At 70.7% G+C, this 13,738-nt stretch carries 10 protein-coding genes and 1 pseudogene; 4 read left to right on the top strand and 7 right to left on the bottom strand.

The features are described from left to right. Positions 1-149: 149 nt before the first annotated feature. On the top strand, positions 150-854 hold the full coding sequence (locus OG485_RS37460) for an SUKH-4 family immunity protein (protein WP_328673053.1): 705 nt from the start codon (positions 150-152) through the stop codon (positions 852-854). Positions 855-969: 115 nt separating this feature from the next. Here the strand turns inward: OG485_RS37460 and OG485_RS37465 are convergent, their stop codons facing one another. The 7 genes and pseudogenes from OG485_RS37465 to rhaI form a co-directional block, all read right to left on the bottom strand. Further along, positions 970-1,380: a hypothetical protein gene (locus OG485_RS37465; RefSeq protein WP_328673054.1), complete on the bottom strand. Its 411-nt coding sequence runs from the start codon at positions 1,378-1,380 to the stop codon at positions 970-972. 309 nt (positions 1,381-1,689) lie between these two features. Further along, positions 1,690-2,373: a LutC/YkgG family protein gene (locus tag OG485_RS37470; protein WP_328673056.1), complete on the bottom strand. Its 684-nt coding sequence runs from the start codon at positions 2,371-2,373 to the stop codon at positions 1,690-1,692. Continuing rightward, positions 2,370-3,848, bottom strand: a complete 1,479-nt coding sequence (locus OG485_RS37475; RefSeq protein WP_328673058.1) for a LutB/LldF family L-lactate oxidation iron-sulfur protein — start codon at positions 3,846-3,848, stop codon at positions 2,370-2,372. Before OG485_RS37475 ends, OG485_RS37470 begins: the two co-directional genes overlap by 4 nt. A 110-nt stretch (positions 3,849-3,958) precedes the next feature. Then, positions 3,959-4,696, bottom strand: a pseudogene (locus tag OG485_RS37480) ((Fe-S)-binding protein); the annotation flags it as partial. Between the two features lie 80 nt (positions 4,697-4,776). Next, positions 4,777-6,267 carry a rhamnulokinase gene (locus OG485_RS37485; protein ID WP_328673060.1) on the bottom strand — a complete coding sequence of 497 codons (1,491 nt, stop codon included), beginning with the start codon at positions 6,265-6,267 and terminating at the stop codon, positions 4,777-4,779. A gap of 5 nt (positions 6,268-6,272) precedes the next feature. Further along, a complete protein-coding gene (locus OG485_RS37490) occupies positions 6,273-8,312 on the bottom strand; it encodes a bifunctional aldolase/short-chain dehydrogenase (protein ID WP_328673061.1) in 2,040 nt (679 codons plus the stop codon). 286 nt (positions 8,313-8,598) lie between these two features. Beyond that, positions 8,599-9,759: an L-rhamnose isomerase gene (gene rhaI / locus OG485_RS37495; protein WP_328673064.1), complete on the bottom strand. Its 1,161-nt coding sequence runs from the start codon at positions 9,757-9,759 to the stop codon at positions 8,599-8,601. Between the two features lie 364 nt (positions 9,760-10,123). Here rhaI and OG485_RS37500 point away from each other — a divergent pair, with 364 nt between their 5' ends. Genes OG485_RS37500 through OG485_RS37510 form a run of 3 tightly spaced genes read left to right on the top strand, consistent with a single transcriptional unit; the run spans position 10,124 to position 13,725 of the window. Next, positions 10,124-11,641 carry a sugar ABC transporter ATP-binding protein gene (locus OG485_RS37500; protein WP_328673066.1) on the top strand — a complete coding sequence of 506 codons (1,518 nt, stop codon included), beginning with the start codon at positions 10,124-10,126 and terminating at the stop codon, positions 11,639-11,641. A 55-nt stretch (positions 11,642-11,696) separates the two neighbouring features. After that, positions 11,697-12,737, top strand: coding sequence for an ABC transporter permease (locus tag OG485_RS37505; protein WP_328673069.1), 1,041 nt, complete (start codon positions 11,697-11,699; stop codon positions 12,735-12,737). Next, positions 12,730-13,725: an ABC transporter permease gene (locus OG485_RS37510; RefSeq protein WP_328673071.1), complete on the top strand. Its 996-nt coding sequence runs from the start codon at positions 12,730-12,732 to the stop codon at positions 13,723-13,725. The genes OG485_RS37505 and OG485_RS37510 overlap by 8 nt, the downstream gene beginning before the upstream one ends. Positions 13,726-13,738: the final 13 nt, after the last annotated feature.

The raw sequence follows: 13,738 nt of genomic DNA on the forward strand, positions 1-13,738 counted from the left end.
CTCACCCTCCTGGTCAGTCGAGAAACGACCACGATGGTGTGACGACGGGTCGAACGTCTGGGCGGGGAAGCTGACGCTCGCGATGGGGAAATACCTGGCTCTGACCGCGATTTCGTGAACGATCTTGAGTTGAGCTGGCGCGCCAGGAGATGCTGCAGTTTGTGAGGAACGAGCACGGAGACAAGCGGGCGGCGGTAGAGGACGAACTGCGGTTCATGCTGCCGCAGCCGCTGGCGCGGTTGGTCACCACTGAGGATCGGCCAGTGTTCATCGGGGTGGCTCACGAGTGGGACATCCCCCAGGGCGACCGGATTGCCCTGAGCAAGTGGGGCCTGCCGCAACTGCCGCTCTTCACGCCCAGGCCGCAGGCCGGACCGGATCCCGTCCTAGTGCCAAACGTGGCGGGCGAGCACGAGCGCCGGCTGGTCAAGGACGGCCAGCAGCTCTACGACCTGGGATTCTGGGGGCCCAGCGAGGACAGCTTCGTCGTCGGCGTGGTTCCCGGCGATGGCCGTGTCCTGGGTCTTCGCCCCGCACCGATCACCGTCGACGACATCCCAGAGGTCCTCCGGCCATACCATGCAGGCCTGCACAAGCCAGCGGTCTCCTTCTTGAGCTCCTCGGTTGCCCAGTACGTCGAGACTGCCTGGCGCTGGAGCGCGGCGATCCAGCTCCTCCGGAAGGTCGAGGAACCTGCATACACGGCTTCAGAAGCGGACCATGTCCGCCACTACGACCGTCTCTACGCATGCGTGGAGCTTGTCGTGGACGCCGCACGACGCCTCGACCATGCAGTCGCGGCTGAGGATCCTCAGCCGGTCTGGATCGAGCTGATTCGCGAGAACTCCATCTGACCTGGCAGTCGCGAGCCTTCACGGAACTGCGGGCAGAGCCAAATACATGACCGTCGACACGGCAGCTCGCGTCGGCCGCATCAGACCATGACAGCAGGTCGCCGTCCAAGGTGGCCTATGGGGCGAAGCCGGTCTCCCGGTCTGCGGCGGCGATCTGGTCGTGGAAGCGTTTGTGGACCCAATGACGCTCGCCGAGTAGGTTCACCTGTCCCCATCGGCCGGAGACCGGACCAAGTCGGGTATGGCGTGGCATCGTGCCCGCCAGACGCTGTGGACTGGCGCCGCCGGACAGCTTGCTGCTGTCCAACACGTAGATGGCGTTCCGGGTGACCGCCAAGCATCGGTACTTGTTCCAGAACATCGTCAGGCCGGTGAGATAAGTGATGACGAAGAACCAGAAGTTCGGCGCGCTCTGGCAGATGAACACCTGCCGGATCTCGCTGCCGGCGGGCAGGAACGGTGCCGAGCGCTGCACTAGATCCTGCCGCGGCTCGGGTTCGCCCCGGCCGGTCTCGTCAGCGGTCATACCGTCCTGCCTTGTCTGTCGCTGGAGTATTAGGAGAAGCAGCAAAGGCGCCGGCCAGGCACTCGCACACTCGTGCCGGGTCGCTGTCCACTCGGCCCGGGCGCTGATCAGGGCCGAGAGCATCAGGAACTCCCGTGCCAGACGGTATTCTCTTCAGTCATTCCCACTCATTGTTCATTGCATCGTCCTCACCGCGATTGATCCGCGGGCGTGGCGGGTGAGGTGCTCGGTGTTCATGGGCGGCACCATGATCCCGGTGATACGAAAGGGGGTCGCGCGGGGTGCGCCGCCCCCGGCGCGGCTCGTCCGTCACGCTCCCCCCACCAGCACGACCTCCAGAGTGCGCGGACCATGCACCCCCTCCACCCGGTCCAGTTCGATGTCGCTGGTGGCGGACGGGCCCGAGATCCAGGTCAACGGGCGTGTCGGGTCCAGGCGTTCCAGGGCCTGGGGGACGGAGGCCACCACCTGGCCGGGGACCCGGACGACGCAGATGTGGTGGTCCGGGATCAGGGTGATCCGGCGGCGGCCCTGGGCGGGGCCGCCGTCGAGGACGATCGTGCCGGTCTCGGCGACGGCGATGGCGCAGCCGGTCACCACGCTCTCCACCTCGTCGAGCTCGCCGGGCGTGCTCTCGGCACGGTCGTGGACCCGGGTGGGATCCGCCGCCGACATCCACTGCGGCGGTAGCCCCGGCGGCACGAGCACGTACCGGGATCCGCGTGCGGCGAGCAGCCGCATGACGACGTACGGCAGTTCCTCCTCGGTGGCGCGGTGCACGATCGCCCGGTAGTCCGCCAGGTTCTCCGCGAGCAGGTCCACCGTCTCCGAGACGCTCCGCGAACCGTGCTCGCGCAGATATCTCCGGTCGACGGCCCGCTCGTACGCGGAGTCCCTCCCAGGCTGTTCAGACACGGGGGGAGTGTCGGCCCGGGGGACGTCCGCGAGGGCCCGGCGCACCCGGCCGAGGATCAGATCCCTGCTGCTGCTCACTTCGTCGTGTCCTTTCCGCCGCGCGTACGTTGCCACCACTCGCGGAACGACTCCGCCGGGACCGCGGGCAGATCACGGGTCCCGCTCCACGCCCGGCCGGGGCCCGGCAGGGTCCGCGGGTGGAAGCGGCGGGTCCGGGAGGCCAGCCGCTGCCCGGCGCCCAGCGCGCCGGGGTGGCTGAACGCCCAGCGCGCCGCGCGCATCGCCGCCCGCTCGGCGGCGTGCCCCTTGGCCGGCTTCAGTACGACCGTGTTGCCGTCCCGGGTCGCCCGCCCGCCCTGCGCGATCCGTTCCCGTAGATGGACGAGGACTTCGGGGATGTCGATCGCGACCGGACAGACCTCGTAGCAGGCGCCGCACAGCGAGGAGGCGAACGGCAGGGAGGCGTCGATCTCGCTCGCGGTGCCCCGGAGCTGCGGACTGAGGATCGCGCCGATCGGGCCCGGGTAGACCGAGCCGTAGGCGTGGCCGCCCGCCCGCTCGTACACCGGGCAGACGTTGAGGCACGCCGAGCAGCGGATGCAGCGCAGCGCCTGGCGTCCGACCTCGTCGGCGAGCGTGTCCGTGCGGCCGTTGTCCAGCAGGACCAGATGGAAGGTCTGGGGGCCGTCCCCGTCCGTGGTGCCCGTCCACATCGAGGTGTACGGATTCATGCGCTCGGCCGTCGAGGAGCGCGGCAGGGTCTGCAGGAACACCTCCAGGTCCCGCCAGCTCGGCACGATCTTCTCGATGCCGACGACCGAGATCAGGGTCTCGGGGAGCGTCAGGCACATCCGGCCGTTGCCCTCCGACTCCACGACGACCATGGTGCCGGTCTCGGCGACCATGAAGTTGGCGCCGGAGATGCCGACCTTGGCGCGCAGAAACTTCTCGCGCAGATGCAGTCGCGCCGCCTCGGCCAGCTCGGCGGGCGTGTCGGTGAGTCCCTCGGGCGCCGGGCGGCCCCACTCGCCCATCTCGCGGGCGAAGATGTCCCGGATCTCGCCGCGGTTGCGGTGGATCGCCGGGACGAGGATGTGCGACGGCCGGTCCTTGCCCAACTGCACGATGAGTTCGGCGAGATCGGTCTCGTACGCGTGGATGCCCGCGGCCTCCAGGGCCTCGTTGAGCCCGATCTCCTGCGTGGCCATCGATTTGACCTTCACGACCTCGCTCTCGCCGGTCATCTTGACCAGGGCCGTGACGATCCGGTTGGCCTCCTCGGCGTCGGCGGCCCAGTGCACGACACCACCGGCCGCGGTCACCGACTCCTCCAACCGCACCAGATAGCGGTCGAGATGGCGGAGCGTGTGATCCTTGATCCGCTTGCCGGCCTCGCGCAGTTCCGCCCAGTCGGAGACCTCGGCGACGGCCTTGGCGCGCTTGGTGCGGATGGTGTGGGTGGCGTGGCGCAGATTGCCGCGCAGGGTCGGGTTGTTGACGGCCTCGTGCGCCGCCTTCGGGAAGGCCGGCATGCCCACGAACGTTCCGCTCATGCGCTCGGCTCCTCTGTCGTCCTCGTGTTCCCGCGGGCTTCCGGGCCCGCGTCCTCGACCGTGCCTGAGCCTGCTCCCGTGCCGGCTTCGGTGCCTGTTTCCGTGCCCGCTTCCGTGCTCGCCAGGATCTCCGCGATGTGCACGGGCCGCATCCCCGTCCTCAGGCGGCCCATCGTGCCGCCGATGTGCATCAGACACGAGTTGTCCGCGGCGCACAGCACCTCGGCGCCCGTCGACTCGGCGTTGCGCACCTTGTCGAGCCCCATCGCCGCGGAGACGTCGGCGTTCTTGAGGGCGAAGGTGCCGCCGAAGCCGCAGCACTCCTCGGCGCCGGGCAGCTCCCGCAGCTCAAGTCCCCTGACGGCCCTGAGCAGTCGGAGGGGACGGTCGCCGAGCCCCAGACCGCGCAGCCCGTGACAGGTGGGGTGATAGGTCACGGTGTGCGGGTAGTACGCGCCGACGTCCGTCACACCGAGGACGTCGACCAGGAACTCGGTGAGCTCGTACGTCCTCGGCACGACCGGAGCCAGTGTCCTGGCCAGGGTGTCGCCGCGCCCTTCCGCGCGGGCCCGTTCACCCATCCGCGGATACAGCTCCCGCACCATCGCCCCGCACGACCCGGACGGCGTCACGATCGCCTCGTACTCGCCGAACACCTCGGCGAAACGCCGGGCGAGCGGCTCGGCCTCATGGCGGTAGCCGGTGTTGTAGTGCGCCTGGCCGCAACAGGTCTGCCCCATCGGGAAGTCGACGTCGACACCCAGCCGGGTCAGCAGATCCACCACGGCGCGGCCGGTGTCCGGATACAGCGTGTCGTTGACACAGGTCAGGAACAGGGCGACACGCATCGCGGCTCCTCGGGGTCGGTCATGGACGGTTGCAGGGTACGCGGCGGTGTCCGCTTCATGGGCGTTTCACCCTCGGTGCCTCACGGTGTGCCGAGCCTTGCCTCGGCCGCGCGCCAGGCCGCCGTGTCGCCCCGCGGCTCGTAGCGGCGCAGCGGCTGGGTGCGCGCCACCAGAGCGCGCATCCCGGCACGGTCGCCCACCAGTCCGTGTGCACGCGCCTGGACGAGGACGTTGCCGAGCGCGGCCGCCTCCGCCGGGCCCGCCACGACCGGCAGCCCGCAGGCGTCGGCGGTGAGCCGGCACAGCAGTTCGTTGCGGGTGCCGCCGCCGACGATGTGCACGACGTCGACCGGATGTCCGGCGAGGGACTGCGCCCGCTCGATCGCCCGGCGGTGCGCCAGCGCCAGGGAGTCGAGGATGCAGCGGGTGATCTCGGCGCGGGACTCGGGCACCGGCTGCCCCGAGGCCCGGCAGGCGTCCGCGATCCGTGACGGCATTCGGCCCGGCGCGAGGAACGCCGCGTCGCCCGCGTCCACGACGGACCGCAGCGGCGTCACCTGGGCGGCGGCCGCGAGGAGTTCACCCAGATCGGGGTCGCCCCACTCCCGTACGCACTCCTGGAGCAGCCACAAGCCCATGATGTTGCGCAGATAGCGGACCGTGCCGTCCAGGCCCAGTTCATTGGTGAAGTTGGCGGCCCGGCTCGCCTCGGTGAGGACGGGGGCGTCCAGCTCCAGGCCCGCCAGGGACCAGGTGCCGGTGCAGATGTAGGCGAACCGCTCCCCGGTCGCGGGAACGGCGGCCACCGCCGAGGCCGTGTCGTGCGAACCGACCGTCGTCACCGGCACCGGGCCGGCCGTTCCGGTCTCCTCCAGCACGTGCGGCAGCAGGGTCCCGGCCGGGTCGCCGGGACGGCGCAGCGGCGGGAACAGCCGCAGGTCGATACCGAGCCGTTCCGCCAGACCGTACGACCAGTCGCGGGTCCTCGGATCGATCAACTGCGTGGTGGAGGCGTTGGTGAGCTCGGTGCCCATCTCACCCGTGAGCCAGTACGCCAGCAGGTCGGGTACGAGCAACAGGTGCTGAGCCGAAGCGAGTTGGGCGGAGGAACGGGCCGCCGTGAGCTGGTACAGGGTGTTGAAGGGCGCGTACTGGAGCCCCGTGGCCGCGTACAGTTCGGCGGCGGGCACGCTCGCCCACACCTTCTCCGCGACACCCTCGGTGCGGGCGTCGCGGTAGTGCACCGGGTTGCCGAGCAGCGCTCCGTCGGCGTCCAGCAGACCGTAGTCCACCGCCCAGCTGTCGATGCCGACGGAGTCGACCTGCCCGGCCGCGCGCAGTCCGTCGAGGACACCCGCGTACAGCCCCAGGATGTCCCAGCGCAGCCCCTCGGGGACGCGGACGGGCCGGTTCGGGAAGCGGTGCGCCTCGGTCAGTCCGAGTGTGTCCGGGCCGACGCGGCCGACCATGACGCGCCCGCTGGACGCGCCGAGGTCGACGGCGGCGTAGGAACGCGCCGGGGCGGTGCGCGCGGCGGAGGTGTGCGACGCGGAGGTGTGCGGGGCGTTCATCGACGTCATCGCAGGAAAGCGGCGGCGACGCCGGCGTCGACCGGGATGTGGAGCCCCGTGGTGTGCGTCAGGTCCCCGCCCGTCAGGGCGAACACGGCGGCCGCGACATGCTCCGGCAGCACCTCCCGCTTGAGGATGGTCCGCTGGGCGTAGAACTCGCCGAGCTTCTCCTCCTCGATGCCGTACGTCGCCGCCCGCTGCGCGCCCCAGCCACCCGCGAAGATGCCCGAGCCGCGCACGACACCGTCCGGGTTGACACCGTTGACCCGGATGCCGTGAGCGCCCAACTCGGCTGCCAGAAGCCGAACTTGGTGGGCCTGGTCGGCCTTCGTCGCGGAGTAGGCGATGTTGTTCGGGCCGGCGAAGACCGCGTTCTTGGACGCGATGTAGACGATGTCGCCGCCCAGCTTCTGCGCGATCATGACCCGCGCCGCCTCGCGCGAGACGAGGAAGGAGCCGCGCGCCATGATGTCGTGCTGGAGGTCCCAGTCCTTCGCGGTGGTCTCCAGGAGCGGCTTGGAGATGGAGATGCCCGCGTTGTTCACCACCAGGTCGACACCGCCGAAGGCCAGCACCGCGGCCTGGAAGGCCTCGGCGATCAGTTCCTCGGAGGTGACGTCCACGCCGACGGCGACGGCCCTGTCGGGACCGCCCAGCTCGGCGGCGACCCGCTCGGCGCCCTCGGCGTTCAGGTCGGCGACCACGACACACGCGCCCTCGGCCACCAGCCGCTCGGCGATGGCCCTGCCGATCCCGCTGCCCGCGCCCGTCACCAGGGCGACGCGGGTGGCGAGCGGCTTGGGCTTCGGCATCCGCTGGAGCTTGGCCTCCTCAAGGGCCCAGTACTCGATGCGGAACTTCTCCGACTCCTCGATGGGCGCGTACGCCGAGACGGCCTCGGCACCGCGCATCACGTTGATCGCGTTGACGTAGAACTCGCCCGCCACCCGCGCCGTCTGCTTGTCCTTGCCGAAGGAGAACATGCCGACCCCGGGGACCAGCACGATCGCCGGGTCCGCGCCGCGCATCGCGGGGGAGTCGGGCAGCGCGTGCCGCTCGTAGTAGGCGGCGTACTCCACGCGGTACTCGGCGTGCAGCTCCGCGAGCCGGGCGACCGCTTCGTCGAGGGAGGCGGCCGGCGGCAGGTCGAGCACGAGCGGCCTGATCTTGGTGCGCAGGAAGTGGTCCGGGCACGAGGTTCCGAGGGCCGCGAGCCGTGGGTGCTCGGCGCGGGCGAGGAAGTCGAGCACCTCTTCGGAGTCGGTGAAGTGGCCGACCTGCGGGCGGTCCTGGGAGGCGATGGCCCGGATGTGCGGCGCGAGCGCGGCGGCCTGCTCACGGCGCTCCCGCGGGGCGAGGGCTTCGTACCCATCGACGACCGGCCCGAACGGCTCCGCCTTCCCCCGGTCGGCGAGGAAGGCCTCGGCGGTGCGGATGATGTGCAGCGAGTTGCGCTCGCACTCCTCGGCGGTGGCGCCCCACGCGGTGATGCCGTGGCCGCCCAGGACACAGCCGACGGCCCCCGGGTTGGCCTCCTTGACCGCCGCGATGTCCAGCCCGAGCTGGAAGCCGGGCCGGCGCCACGGAACCCACACCACACGGTCGCCGAAGCACTCGGCGGTGAGCTTCTCCCCGTCGGCCGCGCAGGCGAGCGCGATCCCCGAGTCGGGGTGCAGATGGTCGACGTGCGGGGCGTCGACGAGCCCGTGCATCGCCGTGTCGATGGACGGCGCGGCGCCGCCCTTGCCGTGCAGGCAGTAGTCGAACGCGGCCACCATCTCGTCCTCGCGGTCGACGCCCGGGTACACCTCGGTCATCGCGCGTAGCCGGTCGAGGCGCAGCACCGCGAGTCCGGACTCGGTGAGGGTGCCGAGGTCGCCGCCGGACCCCTTCACCCACATCAGCTCCACGTCACCGCCGGTCACGGGGTCGGTGTCGGTGCCCTTCGCGGAGGCGTTGCCGCCCGCGTAGTTGGTGTTGCGGGGATCGGCGCCGAGCCGGTGCGACCGGGCGAGCAGAGCGGCGGCTTCGGGATGGGGTGCCATGTTCCAGGTCCTTAGGGAGAGTGAGTGGGTGCACTGCGGACGAACCCGAGGAGGAGCGCCCTTCAGGGGCGCGGGGAACTGCGCGATCAGCCCAGGACGACCCGCGGCCCGCGACGGGCCTCGCGGGGCAGACGCGGTACGGGGCTGGACCCTGGCCCGCGTGACAGACAGGGCGGGGCGTCGACCTTCAGGTCCCGCGCCCGTGGGCCGGAGGGCGGCGCTGGAGTCGGTGCCCGGCCCCTTGGGAGAGAGCGGGCGCCGGTGAGAGGCCGGGGCCGGACAGGCCCTAGGCCCCCCACCCCGCCTGAGTCCCCCCGACCCGCTCGGCGGCGATCCGCTCCGCCCACCCGGAGCGGCGGTACGCGGCCACCGGGTCGGGGTCGAGCCCCAGCTCCGCGCGGACCTCGGCGAGCAGCGGACGTACGTCCGTGCTGTACGCGTCCATCAGCACCGCGTTCGCGGCCAGCACGTCACCGGTCCGCTGAGCCTCGGCGAGCGCGGCACCGTCGACGAGGAGCGCCTTGGCCGTGGCCTCCTGCACGTTCATCACGGACCGGATGATCGCCGGGATCTTCGCCTCGATGTTGTGGCACTGGTCGAGCATGAAGGCGACGTCCGGGGTGAAGCCGCCGCCGCGGATCACCTCGTACATGATCCGGAAGAGCTGGAAGGGGTCGGCGGCGCCCACCATCAGGTCGTCGTCGGCGTAGAAGCGGGAGTTGAAGTCGAAGGCGCCGAGCTTGTTCTCGCGCAGCAGCGTGGCGACGATGAACTCGATGTTGGTGCCGGGGGCGTGGTGCCCCGTGTCGACCACGACCTGCGCCTTGGAGCCGAGCTTGAGGCAGTGCGCGTACGCGGTGCCCCAGTCGGGGACGTCCGTCGCGTAGAAGGCGGGCTCGAAGAACTTGTACTCCAGCAGCATCCGCTGGTGGTCGCCGAGTCGCGCGTAGACCTGGGCCAGAGCCTCCGCCAGCCGGTCCTGGCGTGCGCGGAGGTCGTCCTGGCCGGGGTAGTTCGTCCCGTCGGCGAACCACAGCTTCAGGTCCCTCGAACCCGTGGCGTCCATGATGTCGACGCATTCGAGCAGGTGGCCGACGGCCTTGCGGCGCACCGCCGCGTCCGGGTGGCAGACGGAGCCGAGCCGGTAGTCGTCGTCCTGGAAGGTGTTGGAGTTGATCGCGCCGAGCTTCAGGCCGCGCTCCTCGGCGTGCTTGCCGAGCGCCGCGTAGTCGTCGGTCCTGTCCCAGGGGATGTGCAGGGCGACGGTCGGGGCCGCGCCGGTGAACTCGTGCACCTTGGCGGCGTCGTCCAGCTTCTCCTGGGGGGTCCGGGGCACGCCCGGTTGCGCGAACACCTTGAACCGGGTCCCCGAGTTCCCGTACGCCCACGACGGCGTCTCGACGGCCTGGGTCTTGAGAGCGGCCTTCACCGCGGCGAACTCGGTCACTTCGGGACTCCTACGACTTCGAAGGGGACGGCTTGTCCGACGGCTTCCTGAACCGTTCGAGGCGGTGTCCCAGGGCGCTTCCCGAAGGACGCTCCGCAGGACGTCCGCCCGTGCTGTTCAGCGGACTTCTGAACACATCCTCTGAAACGATTCAGAAGCTGAAGCTATGAGCACCCCGAAGGGCTGTCAACCCCTCCGGCGTGGAGCGATTGCCGTGACCCTGTTGTGACACAAGGCGGTCGAAGAATTTCGACACGAACCCATTGACGTGACCTGGGTCGCATGCCTAACGTCCCGGCAACCCAATTGAAACCTTTCACGACGCTGTGGGGGCCGTCCCGCCGGCGTCGTCGAGGAGCCCCTCATGACCCACCCGTCCGACACGGGACCGACCCCGGTGCTGGCGCTGAAGGACATCTCGAAGTCCTTCGGCGCCGTGCGCGCCCTGCGGGACGTGTCCCTGGAACTGTTCCCCGGCGAGGTGCACGCGCTCGCCGGAGAGAACGGCGCGGGCAAGTCGACCCTCATCAAGACGCTCGCCGGCGTGCACCGACCGGAGGCCGGCCAGGTGCTGCTGGACGGCGAACCCACCGTCTTCCACGGCCCCGCCGACGCCCGCGACGCGGGCATCGCGGTGATCTACCAGGAGCCCACGCTCTTCCCCGACCTCTCCATCGCCGAGAACATCTTCATGGGCCGTCAGCCCCGGCGGGCCCTCGGCCGCATCGACCACAAGGCCACCCACGCGGCGACCGCGGCCCTCATGAAGCGCCTCGGCGTCGAACTCGACCCCGAGCGCCCGGCCCGCGGACTGTCCATCGCCGACCAGCAGATCGTCGAGATCGCCAAGGCGCTCTCCTTCGACGCCCGCGTCCTGATCATGGACGAGCCGACCGCCGCCCTCACCAGCAGCGAGGTGGCCCGCCTGTTCGGCGTGGTCCGGGCGCTGCGCGAGCAGGGCTCCGCGGTGCTGTTCATCTCGCACCGGCTGGAGGAGATCTTCCAGATCTGCGGGCGCGTGACGACCCTGCGCGACGGAGCCCTGATCTCCAGCGAGCCGCTGGAGGGCATGACGGAGGACGACCTGGTACGCCGGATGGTCGGCCGTGACCTCGACGAGCTCTACCCCAAGCAGGACGTCGAGGCGGGCGAAGTCGCCCTGAGCGTGCGCCGATTGACCCGGGAAGGCGTCTTCACCGATGTCTCCTTCGACGTCCGGCGCGGCGAGATCGTCGGACTCGCCGGCCTCGTCGGCGCGGGCCGCACCGAGGTCGCGCGCTCCGTGTTCGGCGTGGACCGCTGGGACGCCGGGGAGGTGGAGGTCGACGGCCGCGCGCTGACGAACGGTGCCCCCTCCACCGCCATGGCCGCAGGCCTCGCCCTCGTCCCCGAGGACCGGCGCGCCCAGGGCCTGGTGATGGGCATGTCCATCGAGCGCAACATCGGCCTGACCGGGCTGCGTACGACGGTCCGGGCGGGCCTGATGGACCGCGGGGCCGAGCGCAGCCGCTCCCTCGACTGGGCGGTCAGGCTTCAGGTCAAGCACGCCCGGATCGCCGACACCGTCGCCACGCTCTCCGGCGGCAACCAGCAGAAGGTCGTCCTCGCCAAGTGGCTGGCCACCGGCCCCAAGGTGCTGATCGTCGACGAGCCCACCCGCGGCATCGACGTCGGCACCAAGGCCGAAGTGCACCGCCTGCTCAGCGAGTTGGCCGCCGACGGGGTGGCCGTCCTGATGATCTCCTCCGATCTGCCCGAGATCCTCGGCATGGCCGACCGCGTGCTCGTGATGCACGAGGGCCGGATCACCGCCGAGATCCCCCGCTCCGAAGCCACCGAGGAAACCGTGATGGCCGCCGCCACCGGGAGGGCCGCCGCATGACAGCCATCGAGAGGGCTGCCCGAATGACCCCGATCATCCCCCGGAGGGCCGCCGCATGACGGTGACCGCGCCCACGCCCGCCCCCGCCACCGAGGTGCCCAGGTCGAGCGGCGCCCGGCTGGTGGACCGCGTCTTCAAGATGCGCGAACTCGCCATCCTGGCCGTCTTCCTGGTGATGATCGCCATCACCCAGACGGGCAACAGCGAGTTCCTGTCCGAGCAGGGCGTCAAGGACCTGCTGCTGAACGCGACCATCCTCGTGCTGGTCGCCACCGGCCAGTCCCTGGTCGTCATCACCCGCAACGTCGACCTGTCGGTCGGCTCGACCCTCGGCATCAGCGCCTTCGCGGCCGGCACCTGTCTGCAGGGCGGCGGCAACCCCGTCGTCGCGGTGTCCCTCGCGGTGCTGCTCGGCGTCGGCTGCGGGCTGGTCAACGGCCTGCTCGTCAGCCTCGGCCAGGTGCCCGCCCTCGTCGTGACCCTCGGCACGCTCTACATCATCCGCGGCATCGACTCCATCTGGGTCGGCTCCCGTCAGATCACGGCGGCCGATCTCCCCGGCGGCTTCGTCGACTTCGGCTCCGGCGGCATCTCGGCGGTCCCGTATCTCGCCCTGATCGCCCTGGCCGTCCTGGTGGTCGCCGCGTACTACCTCAAGCACTTCGGCAGCGGCCGCGAGCTCTACGCGCTCGGCTCCAACCCCGAGGCCGCGCGGCTGGCCGGCATCCCGGTCCGGGCGCGCATCCTCACCGCGTACGTCGTCTGCGGCGGACTCGCCGGACTCGCCGGCGCCCTCTACCTCGCCCGGTTCGGCAACGTCGACTCCGGTACGGGCAACGGCTACGAACTCACCGTCGTCAGCGCGGTCGTGGTCGGCGGCGTCGTCTTCACCGGCGGCTCCGGCAGCGTCTACGGAGCCGCGCTCGGCGCCCTGCTGCTCACCTCCATCAACAGCGTCCTGCCCGCCCTGGGCGTCAGCTCCGTCTGGGTGCTCGCCATCAACGGCGTCCTGCTCATCCTCGCCATCGCGGTCGACCGGATCGTCGCGCTGCGCGTGGCCTCCGCACTGAAGAAGAGGAACGCCCGCCATGGCTGACTCCGCTCTCGCGCGCGCCGTCCGCTGGGACACGGTCGTCGGCGCCCTCCTCATCGTCCTGCTGCTCTTCTCCTTCTCCTTCGTGGACGGCTTCGGCAACGCCCTCAACCTGTCGTTCCTGATCGGCAACACCCTGCCGATCGCGCTGATCGCCCTGCCCATGACCCTGCTCGTGGTGGCCGGCGAGATCGATCTGTCCGTCGCCTCCACGGCCGGGCTCTCCGGCTCGGTGATGGGCGCCCTGTGGAACCAGGGCATGGCGATCGAGACGATCATCCCGCTCTGTCTGGTGCTCGGGGTGGTGTGCGGGCTCGTCAACGGCCTGCTCGTGACCCGGCTCGGACTGCCCTCGCTCGCCGTCACCATCGGCACGCTCGCCGCCTACCGGGGCATCGCGCAGATCATCCTCGGCTCCGACGCGGTCACCGACTTCCCCACCCAGTACCAGGACTTCGCGGCCGGACGCATCGGCGACACGTTCGTCCCGCAGGCCCTCCCGCTGTTCCTGGTGCTGCTCGCCGTCGCCGTGGTCGTGCTGCACGCCACCCCCTTCGGCCGCTCCGCGTTCGCGATCGGCGCCAACGAGGAGGCCGCCCGGTTCGCCGGCATCCGGGTCAAGCGGCAGAAGCTGCTGCTGTTCGTCGCGACCGGCTTCATGGCCTCCCTGACCGGCGTGTTCTGGGCCCTGCACTACGCCAGCGCCCGATATGACAACGCCACCGGGCTCGAACTGTCCGTCGTGGCCGCCGTCCTGCTCGGCGGTATCGACTTCGACGGCGGCAGGGGCACGCTCGGCGGCGCCATAGCGGGAGTCTTCCTGCTCGGCTCGCTGCAGAACGTGATGAGCCTCCTCAACGTCTCCGCGCAGTCGCAGATCGTCGTCACCGGCGTTCTGCTCGTCGTCTCCGTGCTCGGCCCCCGGGTCGCGCGGCAGATCTCCGTGGCGAGGGCGGGCCGCAGAGCCGCCGCCCCGACTCCGATTCCGTAACCCCGCTCCGCTC

Origin of the sequence: Streptomyces sp. NBC_00328 (assembly GCF_036139655.1) — a bacterium.
Classification (GTDB): Bacteria; Actinomycetota; Actinomycetes; order Streptomycetales; family Streptomycetaceae; genus Streptomyces.

Coding starts and splice junctions, on each gene's coding strand:
- OG485_RS37490 (WP_328673061.1), bottom strand. CDS start 8,312: ATGGCACCCCATCCCGAAGCCGCCGCTCTGCTCGCCCGGTCGCACCGG.
- OG485_RS37505 (WP_328673069.1), top strand. CDS start 11,697: ATGACGGTGACCGCGCCCACGCCCGCCCCCGCCACCGAGGTGCCCAGG.
- OG485_RS37475 (WP_328673058.1), bottom strand. CDS start 3,848: ATGAGCGGAACGTTCGTGGGCATGCCGGCCTTCCCGAAGGCGGCGCAC.
- OG485_RS37510 (WP_328673071.1), top strand. CDS start 12,730: ATGGCTGACTCCGCTCTCGCGCGCGCCGTCCGCTGGGACACGGTCGTC.
- OG485_RS37460 (WP_328673053.1), top strand. CDS start 150: ATGCTGCAGTTTGTGAGGAACGAGCACGGAGACAAGCGGGCGGCGGTA.
- OG485_RS37500 (WP_328673066.1), top strand. CDS start 10,124: ATGACCCACCCGTCCGACACGGGACCGACCCCGGTGCTGGCGCTGAAG.
- OG485_RS37465 (WP_328673054.1), bottom strand. CDS start 1,380: ATGACCGCTGACGAGACCGGCCGGGGCGAACCCGAGCCGCGGCAGGAT.
- OG485_RS37485 (WP_328673060.1), bottom strand. CDS start 6,267: ATGAACGCCCCGCACACCTCCGCGTCGCACACCTCCGCCGCGCGCACC.